Raw genomic sequence first — 22,903 nt, forward strand, 5'->3', positions numbered from 1 at the left:
GGGACAAGGCACGCAGCCACCGACGGTGGAGATGGTCTGGCTCAAACCGGACCTGCCGCCGAGTGAGTATGCGCACAAGCCGACTTTGTCACAATGTCTTGTAACCCGGGGCGCTCCTGATCCCATCTAACAGGAAGATGAGTGCCGTCAACTTCCCCGAAAGGTCATTCCTGTCATGAGCACCGCTTATCCCGGCCCGAACAACGACTCCAACCAGCGCGGAGGCACCTCACCTCGCCCAAACCCGTACCTGTCCCAGCAGCAAGGACACGCCCAACCCGGGCAACCAGCACACCCCGGTAACACTGGTCAGCCCCAAAGTTCTTACCACCGGCAGGTCAATCAGGGTGGGCCCTACCAAGGCGGGCAGTTCACTCAACCCGTGCAGCAGTATCCGTTCCAAGGCGCCCAGCAGCCGCACCAGGGTTCGGAGCAGAACTTTGCCGCCGGGCCCAACGGGCCTGGTTTCGGGTACCAGCAGGGCCAGCAGATGCCTGGATATCAAGGCCGTCCCGGGGCATCCAACCCGTACACGCAAGGGGGGACGAAGAAAAGTAACAACGGGTTGATCACCGCGATCGCGGTCATTGGGCTGCTGGCAGCACTCGGGCTTCTCGCCGCTGTGCTCTTGCTCACCGGCGGAGACGACGCAGACTCGTCAGCGTCAGCAACGTCAGCACCGACGAGCACCATCGCGCCCGGTATAGGCGGTGCGACCGGAAAAGAAACAGAGCCGTCTACGGCACCGAGCTCTCAAGCAAGCACTGGTGCCGCCAGTGGCGCTGGCAGCAACGAAGACGCCCTCGAAGCCGCGCAGATGTACGTTGATGTAGGCGGCGTTTCCAAGCGCAACTTGAAGTCGCTTCTCGGCAACACGACGTACGGACACGGCTACACCCAAGAAGCTATCGATTACGCACTCGATAACGTCGACGTCGATTGGAACGAAGAAGCGCTGGAAGCTGCTAAAGAATTACGAGACATTCAAGACACCAGCGATGAAGAACTAAGAAGTTACCTTTCCATCGCAGCTGGGTTCACTGACGAGGAGATCGATTACGCCTTAAGCAAGCTCTAGTTCTTTGCTTGCCGGCGCTAGGCCTAGTGGTTGGGATGGTCTAGTGCCGGCTCCTGCCCCGGTTCCACGATGACGAACTGCCCCATCATGCCCTCATCCTCGTGGAAGAGCATGTGACAGTGGAACATGTAGGCCAAGGTGGGGTCGGGATACTGGCCGAACACGACAAGTAAAGACACCCGCGATCTCGGTGGGATAGTGATGGTGTCGTGCCATCCGTCCCGGAAGGCAATCTCTCCGTCCTGGATGTCGTGAACCCTGAACCGGGCGTTGTGGATGTGGAAGTTGTGGGGCCAATCTGCGTTCTCGTTGATCACGTGCCACAGTTCGGGGCCGGAGTGGTCAATCACGGCGTCAACACGCGCCATGTCCATGGATTGCTCGTTGATCTGGAAGCCGTTGAGCCGCCACTCACGTTCCGGCACCCCTTCAGCGGAAGGTTCTTCACTGTGAATGTCCCAGACCAGCTTCCCCTCTTCGCCCTCGCCGGAGCCCTCCAAGGTTTCCGGCACCGCGATCTCCAGCAGGTCGAAGGTGTCGCGGAGGCCGAATCCGTTGGCGGCTTCCTCGCGGGGCAGGCCCCCGCCGTCGGGCACGCCGGTGCTGCGCAGCGTGAGGTTCTTGCCGGGTTCGAGGTAGACGAGGATCTCGGCGCGTTCGCCGGGGCTGAGCAGGATGCCGTCGACAAGCGCGGGGCTGTTCAGCACCCCCTGATCGGTAGCGATGACCTGAAACGGCACGCCGAGTTCAAGGTGGTGGAAGCGCATCGTCGCGCCGTTGACGAGCCGCAGGCGCAACACTCGCCTGGATGCCTCAAACCGCGGGCGCGTGATGCCGTTGACTAACGGGGTGTCGCCGAGCAAGCCGTAGGTGGGGTCGATGGTCTCGTCGAGTTGGAAGTCCTCGGTAAATTTCGCGTCGGTGATGATCACCGGGATGTCGTCGACACCGTACTCGGACGGGAAGTCAATCGTCTCCGGCCCTTCGTCGGCGACGATGAGCGCGCCGGCGAGCCCGCGGTAGGCGTGCAGCGCGGAAGTCTCGTGCGGGTGCGGGTGGTACCAGCACGTCGCGGCAGGTTGGTCGACATCCCAGCTCGGTGTCCATGACTCCCCCGGCGGAAACATTAAGGCGGGACCACCATCGGCTGCGGCCGGGAGGTGCAGGCCGTGCCAGTGCACGACGGTGGGTTCTGGCACCTCGTTGCGCACGGTCATCTCGATGTGCTCGCCACGGCGCATGAGTAGCGTCGGCCCCAACCACGCCCCGTTGAACCCCCAGGTCTTCGTGGTGTGGCCGGGCACTATCTCGTATTCGCCTTCCTGCGCAGTGAGCTCGAAGCGGCGGGTCGTGCCGTCCGTGCCGTCCAACTCGCCTTCGTACAGCGGCGGAATCGGCAGTGGACGCGGGTCCGCGTCAGCACCAGCAGGCGTTGGTTGGCCGCGGCGCACACCACCGGGGCCAGCGCAGGCCGTCAGCGCGGCGGCACTGGCCAGAATCATGCCTTTGAAGAACGTCCGCCTGCTGATAGTGCCCACATAGCCTCCCAGGAAGTCGATCGACGCTGATCAAGGACGCAGATCAAGCGAGCCTTTCTTAGCCCACACTTGCTTTCCACGCGTTCCCGCCCAGCCTACTATTTCCGTTATGACCGCAGACGAGAACGAATCGGGCGGCACGAGCCTCCCCCACGAGGAGCACAACGCCCGCCGCTTCATCTGGTCCAACGGGTTCCAGAACATCGGCGACCAGATCGTCGCCCCCAAAACCGTATTGACGTGGCTGTTCACCTCCGCCGGCGTACCGGCGGCATTCACCTCCTTCCTCGTGCCGATCCGCGAGTCGGGCTCGATGCTGCCGCAGTTCGCACTGGGGCCGTGGGTGACATCCAAGAGCTCCCGCAAAGGCGTATGGATCTTAGGATCCGTGGGCCAAGCAATCTGCGCCGCGCTCATCGCTGTATCCGCATTGCTTTTCGACGGCACCACCCTCGGCATCTCCGTCCTCATCCTGCTTGCCGGTCTCGCGTTGTTCCGAGCCATGTGCTCCATTGCCGGCAAAGACGTCCAAGGACGGACCATTTCCAAGGGTCACCGCGGAATGATCACGGGCCGGGCGACTGCTCTGGGCGGCGGCTTCACCTTGGCAGTCGGCCTGATTCTGTTCTTCTTGCCGAACGACCTGCCGCAGTGGGTCATGGCCGCGCTGCTTGCCCTGGGTGCCTCGACCTGGGCGCTCGCTGCGCTCGTTTTCGCGGGCGTTAGAGAACCGGAATACGAAACCGAGGACAACGCGACGGCACACGGTTTCGGGCACATGTGGCAGCTGGTCAGAACCGACCGCGACCTGCAGAAGTTCCTCCTGGTGCGCTCGTTGATGCTAGTGACCGCACTGTCCACCCCATTCATCGTGGTGCTGGCCCAAGAGCAAGGTACCGATCTCGCAGGTCTCGGTGCGTTCATCATCGCTTCCGGCGGGGCTGCTCTGCTGGGAGGACGGGTGTCCGGGTGGTGGTCGGATAAGTCGTCGAAAAGCACAATGGCGTGGGCCGCCGCAACTGCCTCTGTCGTGCTGGTGCTGCTGGTGCTCAGCGCACGCCTGGCACCGGAAAGCGTGAACGCGTGGGTGATGCCGCTCGGATTCTTCGCGGTGAACCTAGCGCACACCACCGTGCGAGTGAGCCGAAAGACCTACCTCGTGGACATGGCGGACGGCGACCGCCGCACGCTGATCACGGGTGCCTCCAACACGGTGATGGGCATCATGCTGCTCGTCGTCGGCGCGGTGAACTCGGTCATCGCGGTCCTCGGCACCCAGGCCGTGCTGCTCTTCCTGGCTGTGCTGGGTGTGTGCGGAGTGTTCGGAGCGAGGAACTTGAAGGAAGTCTCCGCCTCCTAAATGGCAGTGCGTAAAGTGGGGGCGAACTGCCCACGACTCCCCATCACTGAAGAAGGAGCTTTTGTGCCCGCTGTGAACACTGCGAACACTGCGAACCAGCCCCGCGCCGTTGTCGTCCTCGCTGCCGGTGCCGGAACCCGCATGAAGTCGACCAAGCAGAAGACTTTGCACGAGATTGGCGGCCGCAGCCTGCTATCGCACTCGCTGCACGCGGCGGCGGCGATCCACCCGGCGCATGTCGTGGCGGTGGTGGGACACCAGCGCGACCAGGTCTCCCCTGCTGTCGACGCGGTGGCAGAGGAAATGCGCATCCAGATCCTCCAGGCCGTGCAGGAGGAGCAAAACGGCACCGGCCACGCCGTGCAGATTGGTCTGACCGCGATCCCCGAGTTCACCGGCACGGTTGTGGTCACGAACGGTGATGTGCCCCTGTTGACGCCGGAGACGATTGAGGGGCTCATCGATAAGCATGAACGCGAAGAGGCCGCGGTGACGGTGCTCTCCCTCGAGTTCGACAACCCCACCGGGTACGGACGCATCATCCGCGATTCTGCCGGGCAGGTGCAAGAAATTGTCGAAGAGAAGGACGCGAACGACGAGCAGCGCCGCGTGCGCGAGGTCAACTCCGGTGTCTTCGCCTTCGATGGCGCCGTGCTTCGCGACGCTCTGACACGCATCACCTCCGACAACGCCCAGGGCGAGCTCTACATCACAGACGTACTGGGCATCGCGCGTAACGACGGCCGCAAAGTCGCCGCCCACATCGCCCCCGACGCGCGCGAACTCGCCGGCGTGAATGACCGCGTGCAACTCGCCGAGGCCGGCAAGGAACTCAACCGCCGCTTGGTTGAACGCGCGATGCGCGCTGGCGCGACCGTGATCGATCCGGCCACGACGTGGATCGGCGTCGACGTGGAAGTCGGCCAGGATGTGACCATCCACCCGAATACGCAGCTGTGGGGCTCCACGAAGATTGGCGACGGTGCCGTGATCGGCCCTGACACCACCCTGACCGACATGGAAGTCGGTGCGCGGGCGTCGGTGGTGCGCACCCACGGCGAACTCGGCGTCATCGGCGACGACGCTACTGTCGGCCCGTTCACCTACATCCGGCCGGGTACAGAACTGGGCGCGCGCGGCAAGCTTGGTGCCTTCGTGGAATCCAAGAACGCCACGATCGGTGAAGGGGCAAAGGTGCCTCACCTGACCTACATCGGCGACGCGACCGTCGGCGTGGAGTCCAACATTGGCGCGTCCAGTGTCTTCGTCAACTACGACGGCGTGAACAAGCACCGCACCACCATCGGCGACCACTGCCGCACCGGCTCCGACACCATGTTCGTCGCTCCGGTGACCGTCGGTGATGGAGCGTATACAGGCGCAGGTACAGTAGTCACTAAGGATGTGCCCGCAGGCGCCCTGGCCATCAAGGAAGGTCGCCAGCGCAACATCGAGGGCTGGGTGGAAGACAAGCGCCCCGGCACCGCCGCGGCGGAGGCTGCCCAGCGCGCACGCGAGAGCTAACTGAAAGGCGACACCACCCATGACCGGTAAGAAAGTCGAAAGCCACAAGGACCTCAAGGTCTTCTCCGGCCGCGCCCACCCAGAGCTGGCGGAGAACGTGGCCCGGGAACTCGGCATCGACTTGGTCCCCACCACCGCCCGCGACTTCGCCAATGGTGAGATCTTCATTCGCTTCGGCGAGTCCGTCCGCGGCGCGGACTGCTTTGTCATTCAGTCCCACGCGCAGCCGCTGAACAAGTGGCTCATGGAGCAGTTGATCATGATTGACGCGCTCAAGCGTGGTTCCGCCAAGCGCATCACCGCGATCCTGCCGTTCTACCCCTACGCCCGCCAGGATAAGAAGCACCGCGGCCGCGAGCCGATTTCGGCCCGCCTGGTCGCTGACCTGCTCACCGCCGCGGGTGCCGACCGCATCGTCTCCGTGGACTTGCACACCGACCAGATCCAGGGCTTCTTCGACGGCCCGGTCGACCACATGCACGCGATGCCGATCCTGACCGACTACATCAAGTCCAAGTACTCCATGGACAACCTCGCCGTGGTCTCCCCCGATGCCGGCCGTGTGAAGACGGCTGAGAAGTGGGCCAACACGCTTGGGGACGCTCCGATGGCCTTCGTCCACAAGACCCGCGACATCGACGCGGCCAACAAGGTCGTGGCCAACCGCGTTGTCGGTGACGTTGAAGGCAAGGACTGCGTGCTTCTCGACGACATGATCGACACCGGCGGCACCATCGCCGGGGCTGTCGGTGTGCTCAAGGACGCTGGCGCCCGCTCGGTGGTCATCGCCACCACCCACGGCGTGTTCTCCGACCCGGCCCGCGAGCGCCTCAACGACTGCGGCGCCGAAGAAATCATCACCACCGACACCCTGCCGCAGTCCACCGAGGGCTGGAAGAACCTCACCGTGCTGTCTATTGCGCCGCTGCTCGCCCGCACGATCCACGAGATCTTCGAGAACGGTTCCGTGACCACGCTGTTTGAGGGCCAAGCTTAAGGTGCCTGCCCCTCACATTGATCCCGCCGGCGCCGGGTCAGCTGGCGGGAGTTCCACCGTGCCCGCTGGGCCTGCCGCGACCGTGACATCGGATGCACCGCATTCGCTGCAGCAGCGCGACGCTGGATTGCAGCGGGCAATGAAAAGCCGCCAGCTGCAGATGATCGCGCTGGGCTCCGCCATCGGCACCGGTCTGTTCCTTGGATCCGCGGAATCGATTGGTTACGCCGGTCCAGGCGTGCTGGTCACCTTCCTCTTCGTCGGTGCAATCGTCTACCTGCTCATGCGCATGCTGGGTGAGATGGCGGTGGCCAACCCTGTCTCTGGGTCGTTTGCTGCGTACGCCCGCGACTTCATCGGCCCCCGCGCGGGCTTCGTCGCGGGTTGGAACTGGTGGTACACCACGATCGTGGTGGGCATGATCGAGCTCACCGCCATGGGCACGTTCCTGGACTTCTGGTTCCCGCAGATCCCCCACTGGATCACGGCGCTGGTCACCTTGGTGGTCGTGCTGATCATCAACGCCGCCCGCGTGAGCATCTTCGCCGAAGCCGAATACTGGCTGTCCCTCGTGAAAGTCATCGCACTCGTCGCGATGATCATTCTGGGTTTCGTGCTGGTGCTCACCCCCTCCGCCGACGCCGGGTTCCACAACCTCACCGACCACGGCGGCTTCTTCCCCTTCGGTGCTTCCGGCGTGGTCTTCTCACTCGTTGCGGTCACCTTCACCTTCGGCGGCATCATGTCCATCGGCACCGCCGCCGGAGAAACAGAGAATCCGGAACACACGATCCCGAAGGCCATCAACTCCGTGATCTGGCGCATCTTGGTCTTCTACATCGGCGGCATGAGCGTGATCCTGCTGCTGGCGCCGTGGGATGGGCAGGACTCGTCGGAAAGCCCCTTCGTGCGCGTGCTTAGCTTTGTCGGTGTTGACGGCGCTGCCCATGTGCTCAACCTCGTGATCCTCGCCGCGGTCGCCTCGGTGTGCAACACCATGACGTACTCAGGTGCCCGCATGCTGCGCGACCTGTCGCTCAACGGTCAAGCCCCCGCGTACTTCGGCCAGACCACGAGGAAGGGTCTGCCACTGCGTGCGCTGCTGTTCAACTGCGCACTCATGGGCTCTGTCGTGCTGCTCAATTACTTCTTCGAGGGCAAGATCTTCACTGTGTTGCTTGCCGTCGTGGTCGGTTCCGAGCTGATCACCTGGGCTGCAGTGAACTTCGCCCACCTGAACTTCCGCAAGAGCGGACGCAGCTCGAGCTTCACAGCACCGCTCTTCCCCGCTGCGAACTACATCTGCGGAGCCTACTTCGTGCTGGTCCTGGTGCTCATGGCCGCACTGCCCGACTACCGCGTCGGCCTCATCGCCATGGCTGTCTGGGCGATCGGCCTGTTCATCGCGGCGACAGTCATGGAGCGTCCCGGTGGTCACGGGGCGCTGCGGCGCGAGACTGTACAGCCTCACACCCTCTAGTTATTCGCGTACGGGTCTGGCATGCCGACGAACTGCACCTCGGTGTACTCGAGCATGCCCTCCTTCGAGCCCTCGCGCCCCAGACCCGACGCCTTGACACCACCGAACGGGATTGAGGCATCGGACACTGCGCCGGTGTTGAAGCCGACGATGCCGAACTCCAAGTTGTCGGAGGCGCGGAAGATCACGTCGGGGTTCTGGGAGAACACGTAGGAAGCCAGGCCGTATTCGGTGTCGTTAGCCAGCTCCCACAACTCGTCCTCATCCTTGAAGGTGAAAATCGGCGCAATCGGGCCGAAGATCTCTTCACGGTATACCTTGGCTTCCTTGGAGCAGCCGCGGACCACGGTGGGCTCGAAGAAGTAGCCGTCGCGGTCGAGTTTCGTGCCTCCGCAGAGGATCTCGCCGCCGTGGGAGACAGCGTCGTCGACAAGCTCTTGCATGTCTTGCTGCGCCTGTTCGTCAATGAGCGGGCCGATGTCAGCGCCTTCCGCAAACGGGTCGTCGAACTTCATCTCCTTGACCGCAGCAACGAACTTCTCGGTGAACTCGTCGGCGACGGACTCGTGAACGAAGATCCGGTTCGCGGCGGTGCAAGCCTCTGCATTGTTGCGCATCTTGGCCATCTTCACACCCTCGACTGCGACATCCATGTCAGCATCACCGAAAACGATGGCGGGCGCGTTACCCCCGAGCTCCATCGACGTGCGCACGACGTTCTCTGCCGCCAGTTTGAGCAAGGTCACGCCCACGGGAGTCGATCCGGTGAAGGAAAGCTTGCGCAGGCGGCTGTCGGCTAGGATCGGCTCGGAGACATCCTTCGAGCTCGCGGTGGAAACCAGGTTGATCACGCCGGCGGGCAGGCCAGCTTCCATCATCGTCTGCGCAAAGTACTGAATGGTCAGCGGGGTTTTGCTAGCAGGTTTCACCACGACGGTGTTGCCGGCCGCCAACGCCGGAGCCACCTTGCGCGTGGCCATCGACAGCGGGAAGTTCCACGGCGTAATCAGCAGGCAGGGACCAATCGGCTTACGGAAGGTGAGCATCCGGTTGCCCTTGGCTGGGTATGCGTTGGTGTTGCCGAAGAAGTGGTTGGCTTCCTCAGAGAACCACAGCAGGTAATCGGAGCCGTAGTCGACCTCACCTTCAGCCTCGGCGTACGTCTTTCCCATCTCCAGGGACATCAGGGTGGCAAACTCCGCCTTGTGCTCGTGCATGAGGTCGTATGCCGTGCGCAGGATCTCGGCTCGCTCGCGCGGGGTGGTGTGCTCCCACTCGGCGCGGGCATTATCAGCCGCTGCGAGCGCTTTGAGTGCGTCCTCGCGGCTTGCCGACGCCATGGTTGCAATGGTCTCCCCCGTGGCCGGGTTTTCTACCTCGAACGTCTCACCCTCCGAGCCGTCGCGCCACTCGCCGCCGATGCGGAGACGCTTTTCTACCTTTTCCAGAAGCTGGTCAATATCAATCTTGGACATCATGCGGGGTTTCCCTCAATCGCGGTTTGCTGATGCTTTCCCTTTCCGGTCTACCACCGCCAACGTTGGGTGTTAGCCCACTATTCGCAGAACGGGGGTTTTGGTCCCGCCTGCGGTGGGCTGTTAAGCTCTACTGCGTCTCGGCGAGGGCGCCCTACGGGGAGCCGTTATCGACGCGATTCGACTACATATCATCTCGCTGTTGTTGAGCGGAAGCGAAACAACAGCGCGCGGTCACTCGACGAGCACACGAACATCGTCATCACAGTGGCCGCATTTTTTGTGGCCCGAACACACAGGAGTAACCATTATGGCTAACCCGGTTATTAAGGCCGAGAAGCGCGAGGAGTTCGGCAAGGGTGCTTCCCGCCGCCTTCGCGCCGCGGGCCGCGTCCCCGGCGTTCTCTACAGCTCCGGCGAGGACAACCTGCACTTCCACGTCGACATCCTCGAGATTAGTGCGCTTGTGCGTAACGACGGCACCAACGCCATTCTCGAGCTCGACATCGACGGCGAGAAGAACCTCGCCATGGTCAAGAACATCGACCAGAACGTTCTGACCCTGAACATCGACCACATCGACCTGCTGGGCGTGAAGCGCGGCGAGAAGGTCAACGTCGAGGTCCCGGTTACCTACGAGGGTGAGGCTGCTGCCGATGCCGTGGTCCTGCAGGAGCTCGACGTTGTCGAGATCGAGGTCGAGGCCCTGAAGATTCCGGACGAGATCATCGTGTCCATCGAGGGCAAGGAGATCGGCGACCAGATCTTCGCTTCCGACCTGCAGCTGCCGGAGGGTGCAGAGCTGCTCACCGATCCGGAGTTCTTGGTCATCAACGTCACCTACGAGCAGGTCGACGAAGAGCTCGAGGCTGCTGCCGCTGATGTTGAGGAGGGCGGCGCTGAGGCTGGCGCTGACACCGAAGGCGAGGACGGCGACGCAGAGGGCACCGTTGAGATCGCCGACGGCGGCGAGGGCGACGAGGGCGCAAGCGAGTAAGTCGCTTATCGACGCCCCCCTTGCCAAGGCCGGCTTCCCCCACCCCGGGGAGCCGGCCTTTCGCATTGGTCCGGCAACTCTCGGCATGCCCCGGGTTTACCCGCCACCCGTTGATCCGTATTGCCCGTAGAATTAATTCCCGTGGCTACTGATTCCCCCATTCTGGTCGTGGGCCTAGGCAACCCGGGCACTATCTATGCGCAGACGAGACATAATGCGGGGGCGATGGTGATCGACGAGCTTCTGGATCGCGCTACCCCGATGCCCGCCCAACTGAGCGTGCACAAGAAGACCAACACTGAGGTCGCTGAACTCGCCGCGGGTCGTCTCATGCCGCGACGCACGATTCTCGCGCGCACGCGTGGCTTCATGAATGTCTCCGGCGGCCCCGTTAAGGCGCTGGCCAGCTACTACGGAACGAAGCCTGCCGGCGTCTACGTCATCTACGACGAGCTGGACCTCGACTTCGGCCAATTCAAGCTCCGTCTCGGCGGCGGGGACCACGGCCATAACGGGTTGAAGTCCGTCACCAAGTCATTGGGTACCTCCGATTACCACCGTCTCGCGGTGGGCATCGGGCGCCCGCCGGGGCGGCAGGCTCCCGCCGATTACGTGCTCAAGCCATTCAGCAAGCAGGAGTTCGCGGAGCTTCCGATCGTGCTCGCGGACGTGGCCGACGGGCTGCTGGAATACTGCTCGCCCGAATAAGCCACGCCGCACGTTTTTGACCAGTATGTTTATCCGAGCAGTATTCCGGAAAACCCTCAGCAGTATTCTGCCCCCGGGAAACGGCGTGACATTCGTAGAGAGGTCGGTTCCATGCACCAGTCCACCCGCCACCTGACAACGCGGGCGCTCGCCGCGGTCCTCACCGCAGCGATTCTCAGTGTCGGCGTCACGGGATGCTCCACTGAAGCACCGATCCCAGAGCCCGATTCATTGGCCGTGCCGGGCGAGGGAGGAGATTCGGGGGAAGACCTCAACCTTGCGCCAGGAGAGCAAGTGCTGGAAGGAACGCTCAAGGCGGTTCACTTCAAGGACATGCTTCCCCCAGGAGTGCATGAAGAGGTTGCGGACGACGTAGACAATGTTTCTACTTTCTATGCAATCGAGCTTGACCCAGTGAAACCAGTTGACGGCCTTGTCGCTGGAGGGATCGAAACTACCCAAAGCCCGCTGTGGGCAATCCTGGGTAATGACACCTCGCCGCAACCGCTGGACTGGACCAAATACGTCGACAAGCGCATCCGTGTCATCGCCCGTGCGGATCAACTGAGGTATGGCTCCGACATAGCGACTCCCCCTGACGCCGTCAATGTGGAGAACTCCGATCACGAACCGGAAGTTCTGGACTGAACCTGACTAACGCGCGCCCAGCAAGTACGCCTCGATCTCGGCCGCCGGGCCCTCACGCAACTCCTCTGGCCGCTCGCCGACCAGGCAATAAGCGTAATCTGGGTCGTTGCGCCGAGGTTTGAGCATGGCGTTGAGATGAGGATAGACCGGCGGCAGGTCGGGATGGGTGCGCGTGAACTCAGTCTCAAAGCCGCGGGCGTAACGGCCCGAGAAAGCACGCGTAGAAACGCCGCGCTCACCGCCGGTGCGGGCATCGCGAAGGTGGGCGCGGTTGGTGTCGGAGGTGCCGGCTTCGTCGGCAAGCAAAAAGGCGCTGCCGCACGCAACGGATGACGCGCCCCACTCGATGAGGCGCTCCACGTCGGCGGGGCCGCGGGCGCCGCCAGCGGCCATGAGGGGGATGTTGATGAGGCGGAAGATGCCATCAAGAAGCTTTTCGACGCTACGGTCCCCCGGCTCCTCCCCCAGCCGCCACGTCGCGCGGTGCCCACCAGCTTCGGGACCTTGCACGATGAGTCCGTCGGCGTACTCGGCCGCCTTGACCGCGTCGACTTCGTTGGTGACGGTGACCCAGGCTTGGATCCCGGCGTCATGCAGCATGCGGACTTCCTCAGGAGTGAAGCAGCCGAAGGTCGACGACACGATGGTGGCTCGTCCGTCCTCGATGGCCAAACGCAGCTTGTCGTGGAAGCCGAAAGTCAGGTCGGCTGGGGGCACAGGCTCGTCGAGTTCTGCGGAGAGCCGCTCCAGGTCCGCCGCGGCTGGCTCATCGGCCTGCGGGTAGAAGAGGTTGATGCCGAAGGGCTCCTCGACGCGGGCGAGCTCTTCGGCCGCCTGCGCCAACGAGCAGGTACCCCAAGCCAGGAACCCGAAGCTGACGGCATTGACCAGTTCGGGCGTGGACGGGCCGCCGGCCATAGGGGCGGCGACGACGCGGGGCAACGGAGCAGGCAGGTCGGTGGGCATGCGGCCTACCCTACCCCACCGGTTTCAAGCCGAGCCGCGTGATCTAAGCATTGGCGTTCCGGGTGCGGTCGTAACGGATCCACTCGTCGACATCGTCCATGTACATCCAGGGGATCAGGCCGTTGATGCCGGTGCCGAGCACGAAAAGCTCGTCACCGAATTGCGGTGGTTCGATGACGGTAGAGTCTTTGATCTCGGTGAAACACGGCCGGGCAGACCGCATGACGTCGGCGTACTGCGCGGCCACTCCGACGAACCGGTCGATGAACTGCGGCGAGTCCAGCTCCCCTTTCAGTGCGCGGAGCTTATCCGTGATGGCGAAGATCCCGTCGCGCGCGGCCACGCGGTCAGGCGTGGATGCCCCGCACCGTGCCGTGGCGAAGCGGAGGTCCTCGAGCAGGTCATTCACGACAACGAGCCGCGCGTCGACGTCGCCTTGCTCAGCGCCGGCAAGCACGGCGGCCAGCGTGGCGGTGCGGTCGATCTGCTCAACAGAGCGCATGGCGCGGGTCACCCCCTTGCCGGGGCGCTTGCGCTCGGGTAGGGGATGGATATCCGCCTTCGCGCGTTGCCACTGCTTGCCGGCACCGGCAGCTAACGCGGAGCGCAGCTGCGGGATAAGCCGGTCGGTCTCGTCGATGCGGGTCAGGGCGCGGTGGTAGAAAGCATCATCACGAGGGACGTGCCCGTCGGTTTCTTTAGTCAGCTTCGCGTGGTCCATGAACCTCCTCACGGTGCGACCTCACCGCGCAGCCAGCGGCGGTACACGCGCCCAGTTGCCGCCGGATGCAGGTTGACCGTCTGCGCCACGTCGTACGAGCCCATGCCCGCGCAATACTGCTCCCAGATCGCACCGATGGGCACGAAGCCTCCCAGCCCGGATCCCGGGCGGTACTCCCGGCTGGTGATTCTCGGTGACGGTACGTCCGGGTCAGCTTTGCGCCCCACTTGCCGCAAGGACATCAGCTTGTTGAATTCGCGGTCGCACCACTGGCGCGATGCGGGGCCCAAGGCGGATGCAGCGCGGGCGTACTCGGCACAGAACTCCGGGTCCGCAACTTTTGCCCGTAGACCAGCCACGTGGCGCGCAAGCTGGTCCGAACCGAACTGGCGCGCTTCGCTGACCAGCTCGTTGACGGCCTGTGCACGCAGCCGCAGGTCGCCCTGTTCGATCCCCTGCAGGTACAGCGCGTTTGCGTGGGCGGCAAGCACCTGCTCCGTCGCCTCGCGCGAGCTCTCCTGCTCGAAGCGGGCGCGGGTGGCCTCCCACTCCTGCACGGCGTGGGGCGGACACAGCGGCGAGTGCAACCCACGCACGCGTGCGTCGGTTTCCGGGATAAGGTTCGCCGCACGCGCATAATGCTTATCGACGAACCCACGCTCCGCCCCCTTCTCTGCCCTCTTCCTCGAGGCCACAGCGATGAACGCACCCACGGCAAACACAATCAGGATGATGCCCAGTACCAGCAGCGTCGGCCCCCACCCAATGGGCTCCTGGGCTGCCCGTAGCTGCTCATTCATGGCCCCCATCATAGTTAGACTGGCTATCGTGTTCGATTTCCTGCGCAGACTCTTCCGTTCAACGCCGACCACTAACACCGATCCAACCCCTGACGTTGATCCAGCGCTGCCCGATGCCGAATGGCTCGTCGTTGGCCTGGGCAACCCCGGCGCGAGGTATGACGCTACGAAGCACAACGTCGGCTACATGGTGCAGGACATCCTCCTCGACCAGGTCGCGGCCACCCTGGCCCCGCTCAACGGACACAAAGTGACCGTCGCCGTCGCTGACGGGGTGGCCTACGCCCGCTCCACCACGTTCATGAACTTGAGCGGCGAGGGCATCGCTCCCCTGGCCCGCGAGCTGGGGGTTGCGCCCGACCACATCGTGGTGCTTCACGACGAGCTCGACCTCCCACCCGGCAAAGTCCGCATCAAGCTCGGCGGCAACGAGAACGGGCACAACGGATTGAAGTCCCTCACTGAGCACCTGGGGACGCGCGACTACGTGCGAATTCGGATCGGAATCGGGCGCCCGCCGAAAGGAATGCCCGTGCCGGAGTGGGTGCTCAGCTCGCTGCCGCAGGACTCAGAACACGAGGAGAAAGCTCTGACGGAGCAGTTGGAGTTGGCGGCCGAGGCGGCTGGGATCGTCGTTAAGCACGGGGTGCAGCGCGCGCAGAACGAGATCCACCCGCGTAGCTGAGTTACTTGTTCAGCTGGGCGGTGAGCGTCTCGAGGCGGTCGCACATCGCGGCGAGCTCCTTGGCGCGATGGGGCATCGGCTGGAAGCCGTCGCGCATCTCCATCGCCTGGATAAAGCCGAGCTGCTCGCGGATGTCATGCATGTGGAAGTTCGCGGCGATCTGGCGCCAATGCTCGATGGCGCGGATCGCGCCGACACCGCCGTAGCCGACAAACGCGATCGGCTTGCCCACCCACTCGGGGCCGAGCGTATCCACAGCGTTCTTCAGCGCTGCCGGGACCGAGTGGTTGTACTCCGGCGTGATGAAGATGAACGCGTCGCAGGCGTCAATGGCTTGCGACCAGCGGGTGACCTCATCGTTGTCGTACTCGCGGTTCATGAGCATCGGCATGCCGGCACCGTCATACATCGGCAGGTCGAAGTCGGCGACGTCGATGAGCTGGTACTCCGCGCCGCTGCGATCGGCCACCTGCTCCTGCACCCAGGCGGCCACCTTCTCCGCGGTGCGGCCCTTACGGATAGATCCGACGATGACGCCAATCTTCATTGCTTCTCCTCTCGTTTGCGTACAAGTCACCTAACTCGGCTCCACTCTAATGAAGGCCATCAGGGCCTCCCGCGGTGGAGCTCGAGCAACTAGTTTCTTCAACGAGAACCAGTCCAAAGAATTCCAGGAGGCTAAGACATGGATGTCACGATCATCGGCGGAGGTTTCGCCGGGACCGCGGCGGCAATCAACTTGGCAAGAGCGAATCGGTCCGTCTGCTTGGTCGACGAAGGGCGGCCGCGCAACCGGTTCAGCGAGCACGCCCACGGCATCCTAGGAATGGACTCGATCAAACCAGTCGAGCTACTCGAAAAGGGTCATGCTGAATTCGAGTCGTTCGGCGGGACGATCGTGCGGGACCGCGCTGAGAACCTGACAAAGTCACACGACAAGTGGTCCGTAACTCTCGCGAGCAGCAAGGCCATTGATTCCCCGCATGTTCTCGTCACTACCGGAATCACCGACGTCTTGCCTGACGTGTACGGTTTGTCCCCGCTGTGGGGAACGCGGGTTTTCCACTGCCCCTATTGCCACGGATACGAGGTGAACGGGACGGACCTCGCCGTGATCGGAGGAGAGAACCCCGGCTTCACATTCCATATTTCGAAGCTACTCACCAAGTGGGCGAAGACCGTGACTTTCTTCCCCAACGGCCTTGAGCTTCCCGACGAGGAGCTCGCCCTCTTCTCCTCGCTGAACATCGAAATCGTCGACGAACCCGTCCTAGAAGTCAGTTCGGCGGAGGGTGACCAAGCCGTAATTCGCACGACTAACCACCATTTCGTGTTCGAATCCTGTTTCACCGGCCCACGTTTCGAACCGAACGACGAGCTGCTGCGCGAAGCTGGTTGCGATGTCGTCGACGGATGGGTCCGCACAGAACGCGGCCGGACATCGCAGCCGGGTCTCTGGGCAGCGGGCAATGTGGTCAGCTCTCCCGACCAAGTGTCGCAGGCGACAGGTGCAGGGGCGGCCGTCGGGATCGCTATCGACCAGGCGCTTTTCTCCGAGAAGCTGTCCTAATTTCGCTGCTTTGCACTGGTTCGCCCTCCCACCGCACAAGCGACTACCCTCTACAGGTCATGAGTACCGTCACCGAGGCCGCCCGCCGCCGCACCTTCGCCGTCATCGCCCACCCGGACGCGGGTAAGTCGACGTTGACGGAGGCGCTGGCGCTGCACGCCCACGCGATCTCGGAGGCGGGCGCGGTGCACGGCAAGGGCAACCGCAAAGACACGGTGTCTGACTGGATGGAGATGGAAAAGGACCGCGGCATCTCCATCGCATCGTCAGCGCTCCAGTTCGAATACGCTCCCGAGGGCCACACCGGTGAGCCGTATGTGGTCAACCTCGTGGACACCCCGGGCCACGCGGACTTCTCCGAGGACACCTACCGCGTGCTGTCTGCCGTCGATGCTGCCGTCATGCTGATCGACGCCGCGAAGGGCCTCGAGCCTCAAACTCTCAAGCTCTTCCGCGTCTGCAAAGCCCGCGGGTTGCCGATTGTCACGGTGATCAACAAGTGGGACCGCGTGGGCCGCGAGCCGCTGGAGCTTGTCGACGAGATCGTCACCGAAATCGACCTCCAACCCACTCCCCTCTACTGGCCTGTCGGCGAGGCAGGCGACTTCCGCGGCCTCGCTCACGTCAACGACGACGGTGAAGCCGATGAGTACATTCACTTCACCCGCACCGCTGGCGGTTCCACCATCGCCCCGGAAGAGCACTTCACCCCGGACGACGCAGCCGCCAAGGAAGGCGACGTGTGGGAGACCGCCATCGAGGAAGCCGAGTTGCTCGCCGCCGACGGCGCCGTCCACAATCAGGACCTGTTCGAACAGTGCGTGACCTCGCCGCTCATCTTCGCCTCCGCCATGCTCAACTTCGGCGTCCACCAGATTTTGGACACGCTGTGCGCCATTGCGCCCGCTCCGGAGGGCCGCGAGTCGGATCCGGCGGCGGTGGAGGCGTCGACAAGCGCGATGGACGAGTCGCGTTCGGTCGGCGATGAGTTCTCCGGCGTCGTGTTCAAGGTGCAGGCCGGCATGGATAAGAACCACCGCGACACGCTCGCGTTCATGCGTGTCGTCTCCGGCGAGTTCGACCGCGGCATGCAGGTCACGCACGCGCAGTCGGGCCGCAGCTTTTCGACGAAATACGCCCTCACCGTCTTCGGCCGCACCCGCGACACCGTGGAGACCGCGTTCCCGGGCGACATCATCGGCCTAGTCAACGCCGGTGCGCTGGCGCCGGGCGACACGATCTACACGGGCCGCAAGGTCCAGTTCCCGCCGATGCCACAGTTCGCCCCCGAGCACTTCCGCACGCTGCGCGCGAAATCGCTGGGCAAATACAAGCAGTTCCGTAAGGCGCTCGAGCAGCTCGACGCTGAGGGTGTTGTGCAGATTCTGCGTAACGACGCCCGCGGCGACGCCTCCCCCGTCATGGCCGCTGTCGGCCCCATGCAGTTCGAGGTCATGCAGGCCCGCATGGAAAACGAATACAACGTCGAAACCGTGACCGAGCCGATCCCCTACTCGGTGGCGCGGCGCACCGATGCGGAGTCCGCCCCGGAGCTGGGACGCCAGCGCGGCGTGGAGATTTTCACCCGCACCGACGGCGAACTCATCGCGCTGTTCGGCGACAAGTGGAAGCTCGCCTTCGTGGAGAAGGAGCACCCAGAGCTCACCATGGAGCCGCTCGTCGCCGACTAGCGCGTTTGGTGCGAGTTGTTTAGACCAGCCCGATCCAGTTCCAGTACGTCGCCGAGAACAGCAACACCAGCAGGTACCCAACGATTGTCAGCGGGATACCGGTCTTGAGGAACTGGCGGGTGGTGAACGCGCCGGTACCGTAGGCCAGCATGTTCTGCGGGGCGGAGACCGGCAGCAGGAAGCCGAAGCAGATGACGAACTGCTGGATGACCACGAAGCCCAATCCGCCGTTGGGCACATCCAAGGTCGCTGCGAGAGCGATGAACACCGGAATGAGCGCCGACGACAGCGAGGTGGCCGAGGCGAAACCGAGGTGGATCACGATGTTGAACAGCGAGACCAGCGCGATGGTGGCCAACAGCGGCATGCTCTGCAAACCAATGGCGCCGAAGGTCTTTTCCGACAACCACGTCGCGGCGCCAGTCTCCAGCATGAACATGCCCAAGGAAATACCGACAGCGAAGACGACGAGCGTTCCCCAGTTGATCTTCTCCTGAGCGTACTTCCAGTCCATGACGCCAATGCCGGGCAACAGCATGATGCCGATGGCCACGATGGTGATCACCGAGGAATCAATGGGGTGAAGCACGCCTTCGGTCGCCCAGAACAGCAGCAAGATTACCGCGATCGCGGTAAGACGCTTTTCTGCGCCGGACATCGGTCCCATCTCTTCCAGCTGCTTGTCGACGAGCGCCTTCCCGCCCTCAATCGACTCCGTTTCCGGCTTGATCGCCCAGCGCATGATGAAGTAGAGCGCGATCGACATGAGGACGGACCAGGGCGCGGCCCAGAGGAACCATTCACCCCACGACACGGTCCGGCCCATTTCCGACTCGATGAATCCGACGGCAACGAGGTTCTGGGCGGCAGCGGTCTTGATGCCCACGTTCCACACCGATACGGCCTGGGTCGCTGTGATGATCAACAGCGCCGACAGTTTCGAGTTGGTGGCCAACCCGAAAGCCGCGACCATGCCCAGCAGAATCGGCACGACGGCGCCGGCGCGGGCCGTTGCAGACGGCACGAAGAACGCCAAGATGATGGAGATGATGATCGCGCCGATGACGATGTTCGACGTCTTCTCGCCGGCCAACCGCAGAACGTACAGGGCGAGGCGGCGGTGCAAGCCGGTCGCCTGCATCGCCACGGCCAGTGCGAGGGCGGCGGCAACGAGTGCGACGGCCGAGGACGAAAAGCCAGCCATCGCTGTCTTCAGGGCCGCGGACGTGCCGACGATCTCACCCGGGTTTTCGGGGTCCTGTGAGAATCCGAGCAGCAAGGAAATCAAGCTGATGATCAGCACGGAGCTAACCGGATAGGACACTGCCTCAGTGACCCACATGATCACCGCGAAGGCGAGCAGACCGAGCGCGATCTGGCCCTGCCAGTCGATGGTCTCGATCGGGATGAGCAGCACGGCACCGAGCGCGATGAACGCAAGGAAGAAGGCAATCAGCTTGCCCCGGGCTGTGCCCTGGGGCTTCTCCGGAGCACCGCTGCTAGCTTCAGCCGTGGGGGTGTTGGGGTCCGTCGCCGTCGAGGGCGCGGTGGCACCGGAGGGTTCGGACGGGGTGGAAGATGACGCGGGGTTGTTGACCGCGGATGACAAGCGGAACACTCCAATCAAAGTCAGTGGAGAGACATGCGGACGCACTCTCCTCGAAGGGGTCACCTTCCAGACTACGCCCGCCTGAGACCTGAAATGACTGGTCAGCCCCGGTTTAGGGCATGCGTTTTAGCTCACACAATCCTCCAACGTTTCGTTCATGGCCCGCTGGGCTCTGGATGCAGGAATCTGGCGCCCAAACCGTTTCCGGCAGGCCTTTTCCACGGCGCACCAGGGGGTGCACAGTGCGGATGGATACGGCAGGACTGGGGGTAGTGAAGCGAGGGTGTCCCTCTTACTCACGAGCACGGGTGCGTTCCCGGGCGCGTGGGTCGGGGCGTTTTCGGGTGCGGGGTCGTGTGTTGTTTGGTGGGAATAGGGGTGGGTCGGGTCTGGTTTTGGGTGTGGGTGTTGTGGGCCCACTGGTGCCACTGCCGGTGGTGATGCTGGTGGTGGTGTTTCTGCGGCGGATGCGGTTGGCTGCGCAGTGGTGGGCGGGGTCTGTGGTGTTGAACTGCATGTGTGTAGCCCCGGGTGTGACAAGTCCTGCTTGTCCTGTGTCGGGGTCGTAGTCCATATGCCCTTTGCCCCAGGTGCCGTCGCGGTTGTCGTTGTTGCACCTGTGATGCTCCCGGCATAATCCGGTGAGGTTATCCATCGTGGTCAAACCACCCAGGATCCAGGCGAAGATGTGGTGGGCTTCGCATTCGGTCAGCGGTTTGGTGCATCCGGTCCAGGAGCAGACCCCTTGGACGGCGAGCATCGCGATGCGCTGCCCGATCGAAGCAGTGCGGGTTTTGCCCATCGACAGCGGCACCGCAGTGACGGAGTCGAGCTGGAGGATGAAGTTCGCCTGGTCTGAATCAGCGGTATCCAGGGTGCCCAGGCCGAGGCGGGCCATGTCGATGACATCAATGTCGATACCTGTGTTGGTGGCAAACACCCCACCGCCGGCAGCGTAGCCGTCAGTATCGGCAAGATCGTCCATCGTCATGGCGATGACGACAGATGCCGCACCACCGCTGAGCTTCTGCTGGCCTGATTCGAAGGCTTTGAGGATGGTGGTGAATTGGTCGTAGTGGCGTTGGGGTGGCGTGCGGTAATCCGTCACACCACCGGTTTCGCCGGCGCCATCGGTGCCGCGCTGAGCATCACCGGTGTTGGTGTGCGGGGCGAGTCCTTTATCCAGGTGCGCTTTGAATAGTGCGGTATCACCGGCTGTGGCGGTGATGGTGATCTCGTGGGTGCCGTCAGCTTTGCGGTGCCCGATGTGGACCGCGCGGTTGGCAAAGCCTGCGTTCGGGTTGTTTCGTGGGGCGTGCTTACGGTTGGCGGCGTCGACGTTGCGGCGCACGAACATCCGGAGGTCTTTTACGTCCCGGGTGGCGGCTTCATCCATGGCTTGGGCGTGGATGCGGGTGCGGTCCCCGCGGGCGGGAGCAAGCAGCTTGTCGAGTTCGCGGCGGATGATGTTCTGCTTCTCCGCGGACACAGCAGCTGCTTTGGTGCGTGCTTCTTCCTGGCTGCGGCGGGCTTGCTCTTCAGCCTCACGGCGGGCCTGTTCGGTTTCCGCATTATCCGTACCGAACTCGAGCTCAAACCCTGAACCACCGGAACCATCATCGTCACCACCGGTGTCAGCCGGTTCAGGTGTCACTGGCGGGGCGAAGAGGTCGCGTCCGCGGGCGAGCCGGTCGTAGGCTTCCCCGGCCGAGAGCCCTAGTCGGGTGGTCAGGTAGGCGTTGGGGTGGACTGCCCCGACGAGTCGTCCGGCGTTGTCACGGTCGCACAGGTAGGCGAATGAAGCGTCGATAAGCGCTTTGGCGTTAAGGTGCTCCTCGAGCTTTTCCATCTCAGCGGCCACATCATGCAGCGATAGCAGAGACGGGTCGGCGAACTCCTCGCGAAGCTGCGCCAAAGCATCGCCGATAGTGTTCACAAGCTGTGCGATGCGCCCCGTCATGGCCCCCTCCCCTCGATACTGTGTGCAGCGTATCAACCGATGCCACCATTGTACCCACCCCCAAACCGTGAACGCAAGACTGTTCGAAAATATTCATCAGAACGTCCGCAGCGCGATCAAGGATGCCGAGAGGGAGACAGAGGCTGGGGACGGCCAGCGCATCTATCGGTTTGAACCTGGCTGACGCCGGATTGCGTGGGACTGGCCTGTAGCGCCTAGCCGCCCAGGAATTCCATCCATTCGTCCCATTCGCGCTCCATTTGAGCCTGGCCCAGAATGTAGTTCGTGTTGAGCTTGGTCACATTGCGTTCTGATGCATCCACGCTCATCTGATCCGGAAAAAAGACCTTCGCTCGGCCATCTTGCTCTAGCTCCAGAATGCGTTTCTTGGACGCGTTGTACCGCCCCGGCCGGACAATTAATGCCTCTGCGACGGCGGGATGCTTATTGAACAACCTGCGGGTCGCGATCGGCCGTGTCACCGTCGGCCGGACGTAGTCCCGTTCCTTGGTGGCGAGAACGAGGAATTTGGTGAAGCCGGCTTTCTCGGCGGCGTCGATAAGCAAGCCCCCCGAATACCCCAACGCACCGTCGACGTACTGGATACCGTCGATCTCTGCCATCGGCATGATCTTCGGCAGCGTGGACGACGCGCGCGTGACTTTGCCTACGGTCTCGATGTTCGCGAGATCCTTCTTCGTCCACTGCACGGTGTGGCCAGTGTCGGCGCGGACCGCCTCAATGTGAACCTCAGTGTCCGTGTTGGACAGGAACGCGTCCCAGTCGAACGGCAAGACATCGTTGGAGCGCTCATAAATGAACTCGGCGTTGAAGTAACCGCGACCGCGGGCCAGCGATTTCCAGCCGCCGAACTCTGCATTGGCAGCCATATTCGTGAACGCCTCGCGGGCACGGTGTGCGTCGCGGGACACGTAGTTGATCGCATGCCCCGAACCAGCCGACACTCCCCCAGCCCAGCCAAATACGACGTGTTCCTGGATGAATCTGACGATGGCGGGAGCGGTATAAGAGTTGCGCATCCCACCACCCTCGAGAATAAGGGCAGTGTCGGTGGCATCGATCATAACTTGCTAGT

The 22,903-nt window shown here is 63.2% G+C and carries 20 protein-coding genes; 11 read left to right on the forward strand and 9 right to left on the reverse strand.

The window, feature by feature from the left end:
• Positions 1 to 175: 175 nt before the first annotated feature.
• The gene (locus KBX17_RS05240) at positions 176 to 1,078 is read left to right on the forward strand and encodes an Ltp family lipoprotein (protein ID WP_256018796.1); all 903 of its coding nucleotides are present in this window, start codon (positions 176 to 178) and stop codon (positions 1,076 to 1,078) included.
• 23 nt (positions 1,079 to 1,101) lie between these two features.
• Here the strand turns inward: KBX17_RS05240 and KBX17_RS05245 are convergent, their stop codons facing one another.
• On the reverse strand, positions 1,102 to 2,616 hold the full coding sequence (locus tag KBX17_RS05245) for a multicopper oxidase domain-containing protein (RefSeq protein ID WP_256018799.1): 1,515 nt from the start codon (positions 2,614 to 2,616) through the stop codon (positions 1,102 to 1,104).
• A 109-nt stretch (positions 2,617 to 2,725) separates the two neighbouring features.
• On the opposite strand from KBX17_RS05245, the gene KBX17_RS05250 reads away from it, so the two are divergent.
• The 4 genes from KBX17_RS05250 to KBX17_RS05265 all read left to right on the forward strand — a co-directional run bounded on the left by KBX17_RS05250 (position 2,726) and on the right by KBX17_RS05265 (position 7,977).
• Positions 2,726 to 3,976, forward strand: coding sequence for an MFS transporter (locus KBX17_RS05250; protein ID WP_256018801.1), 1,251 nt, complete (start codon positions 2,726 to 2,728; stop codon positions 3,974 to 3,976).
• 72 nt (positions 3,977 to 4,048) lie between these two features.
• Positions 4,049 to 5,500 (forward strand): bifunctional UDP-N-acetylglucosamine diphosphorylase/glucosamine-1-phosphate N-acetyltransferase GlmU, encoded by a 1,452-nt coding sequence (gene glmU, locus KBX17_RS05255; RefSeq protein WP_370687588.1) that lies wholly within the window; start codon positions 4,049 to 4,051, stop codon positions 5,498 to 5,500.
• 19 nt (positions 5,501 to 5,519) lie between these two features.
• Positions 5,520 to 6,497, forward strand: a complete 978-nt coding sequence (locus KBX17_RS05260; protein ID WP_005291171.1) for a ribose-phosphate diphosphokinase — start codon at positions 5,520 to 5,522, stop codon at positions 6,495 to 6,497.
• A 1-nt stretch (position 6,498) separates the two neighbouring features.
• Positions 6,499 to 7,977 (forward strand): amino acid permease, encoded by a 1,479-nt coding sequence (locus KBX17_RS05265; RefSeq protein ID WP_232210306.1) that lies wholly within the window; start codon positions 6,499 to 6,501, stop codon positions 7,975 to 7,977.
• Here KBX17_RS05265 and KBX17_RS05270 read toward each other — a convergent pair.
• On the reverse strand, positions 7,974 to 9,455 hold the full coding sequence (locus tag KBX17_RS05270) for an NAD-dependent succinate-semialdehyde dehydrogenase (RefSeq protein WP_256018804.1): 1,482 nt from the start codon (positions 9,453 to 9,455) through the stop codon (positions 7,974 to 7,976). The two genes, KBX17_RS05265 and KBX17_RS05270, sit on opposite strands and share 4 nt — an antisense overlap.
• Before the next feature lie 307 nt (positions 9,456 to 9,762).
• Between KBX17_RS05270 and KBX17_RS05275 the strand changes: the two genes are divergently transcribed.
• The 3 genes from KBX17_RS05275 (at position 9,763) to KBX17_RS05285 (ending at position 11,805) form a co-directional block, all read left to right on the forward strand.
• The gene (locus KBX17_RS05275) at positions 9,763 to 10,449 is read left to right on the forward strand and encodes a 50S ribosomal protein L25/general stress protein Ctc (RefSeq protein ID WP_005291181.1); all 687 of its coding nucleotides are present in this window, start codon (positions 9,763 to 9,765) and stop codon (positions 10,447 to 10,449) included.
• 141 nt (positions 10,450 to 10,590) lie between these two features.
• Entirely contained in the window at positions 10,591 to 11,157 is a 567-nt protein-coding gene (gene pth, locus KBX17_RS05280; RefSeq protein ID WP_255997064.1) for an aminoacyl-tRNA hydrolase, read from the forward strand.
• A gap of 111 nt (positions 11,158 to 11,268) precedes the next feature.
• Positions 11,269 to 11,805 carry a hypothetical protein gene (locus KBX17_RS05285; protein WP_256018806.1) on the forward strand — a complete coding sequence of 179 codons (537 nt, stop codon included), beginning with the start codon at positions 11,269 to 11,271 and terminating at the stop codon, positions 11,803 to 11,805.
• Between the two features lie 6 nt (positions 11,806 to 11,811).
• Here the strand turns inward: KBX17_RS05285 and KBX17_RS05290 are convergent, their stop codons facing one another.
• Genes KBX17_RS05290 through KBX17_RS05300 form a run of 3 tightly spaced genes read right to left on the reverse strand, consistent with a single transcriptional unit; the run spans position 11,812 to position 14,292 of the window.
• Positions 11,812 to 12,771: a nitronate monooxygenase gene (locus KBX17_RS05290; RefSeq protein WP_256018807.1), complete on the reverse strand. Its 960-nt coding sequence runs from the start codon at positions 12,769 to 12,771 to the stop codon at positions 11,812 to 11,814.
• Between the two features lie 43 nt (positions 12,772 to 12,814).
• Positions 12,815 to 13,492 carry a hypothetical protein gene (locus KBX17_RS05295; protein WP_256018809.1) on the reverse strand — a complete coding sequence of 226 codons (678 nt, stop codon included), beginning with the start codon at positions 13,490 to 13,492 and terminating at the stop codon, positions 12,815 to 12,817.
• Between the two features lie 8 nt (positions 13,493 to 13,500).
• Positions 13,501 to 14,292 carry a hypothetical protein gene (locus KBX17_RS05300; RefSeq protein ID WP_256018810.1) on the reverse strand — a complete coding sequence of 264 codons (792 nt, stop codon included), beginning with the start codon at positions 14,290 to 14,292 and terminating at the stop codon, positions 13,501 to 13,503.
• On the opposite strand from KBX17_RS05300, the gene pth (KBX17_RS05305) reads away from it, so the two are divergent.
• Positions 14,291 to 14,977 (forward strand): aminoacyl-tRNA hydrolase, encoded by a 687-nt coding sequence (gene pth, locus KBX17_RS05305; RefSeq protein ID WP_370687584.1) that lies wholly within the window; start codon positions 14,291 to 14,293, stop codon positions 14,975 to 14,977. The two genes, KBX17_RS05300 and pth (KBX17_RS05305), sit on opposite strands and share 2 nt — an antisense overlap.
• Before the next feature lies 1 nt (position 14,978).
• On the opposite strand, the gene KBX17_RS05310 is transcribed toward pth (KBX17_RS05305), so the two are convergent.
• On the reverse strand, positions 14,979 to 15,524 hold the full coding sequence (locus KBX17_RS05310; protein ID WP_256018811.1) for an NADPH-dependent FMN reductase: 546 nt from the start codon (positions 15,522 to 15,524) through the stop codon (positions 14,979 to 14,981).
• 138 nt (positions 15,525 to 15,662) lie between these two features.
• Between KBX17_RS05310 and KBX17_RS05315 the strand changes: the two genes are divergently transcribed.
• Together KBX17_RS05315 and KBX17_RS05320 are read left to right on the forward strand one after the other, a co-directional pair.
• A complete protein-coding gene (locus tag KBX17_RS05315; protein ID WP_256018812.1) occupies positions 15,663 to 16,547 on the forward strand; it encodes an NAD(P)/FAD-dependent oxidoreductase in 885 nt (294 codons plus the stop codon).
• Between the two features lie 59 nt (positions 16,548 to 16,606).
• A complete protein-coding gene (locus tag KBX17_RS05320; RefSeq protein ID WP_256018813.1) occupies positions 16,607 to 18,238 on the forward strand; it encodes a peptide chain release factor 3 in 1,632 nt (543 codons plus the stop codon).
• Positions 18,239 to 18,257: 19 nt separating this feature from the next.
• On the opposite strand, the gene KBX17_RS05325 is transcribed toward KBX17_RS05320, so the two are convergent.
• From KBX17_RS05325 to KBX17_RS05335, 3 genes are all read right to left on the reverse strand, one after another.
• A complete protein-coding gene (locus tag KBX17_RS05325) occupies positions 18,258 to 19,847 on the reverse strand; it encodes a DASS family sodium-coupled anion symporter (RefSeq protein WP_256018814.1) in 1,590 nt (529 codons plus the stop codon).
• A 292-nt stretch (positions 19,848 to 20,139) separates the two neighbouring features.
• On the reverse strand, positions 20,140 to 21,807 hold the full coding sequence (locus tag KBX17_RS05330; protein ID WP_256018815.1) for an HNH endonuclease: 1,668 nt from the start codon (positions 21,805 to 21,807) through the stop codon (positions 20,140 to 20,142).
• A gap of 215 nt (positions 21,808 to 22,022) precedes the next feature.
• Positions 22,023 to 22,892, reverse strand: coding sequence for a patatin family protein (locus KBX17_RS05335; RefSeq protein WP_005291211.1), 870 nt, complete (start codon positions 22,890 to 22,892; stop codon positions 22,023 to 22,025).
• Between the last annotated feature and the right edge of the window lie 11 nt (positions 22,893 to 22,903).

It is taken from the genome of Corynebacterium sp. CCUG 65737, assembly GCF_024454115.1.
In the GTDB taxonomy this organism is placed as follows: Bacteria; Actinomycetota; Actinomycetes; order Mycobacteriales; family Mycobacteriaceae; genus Corynebacterium; species Corynebacterium genitalium.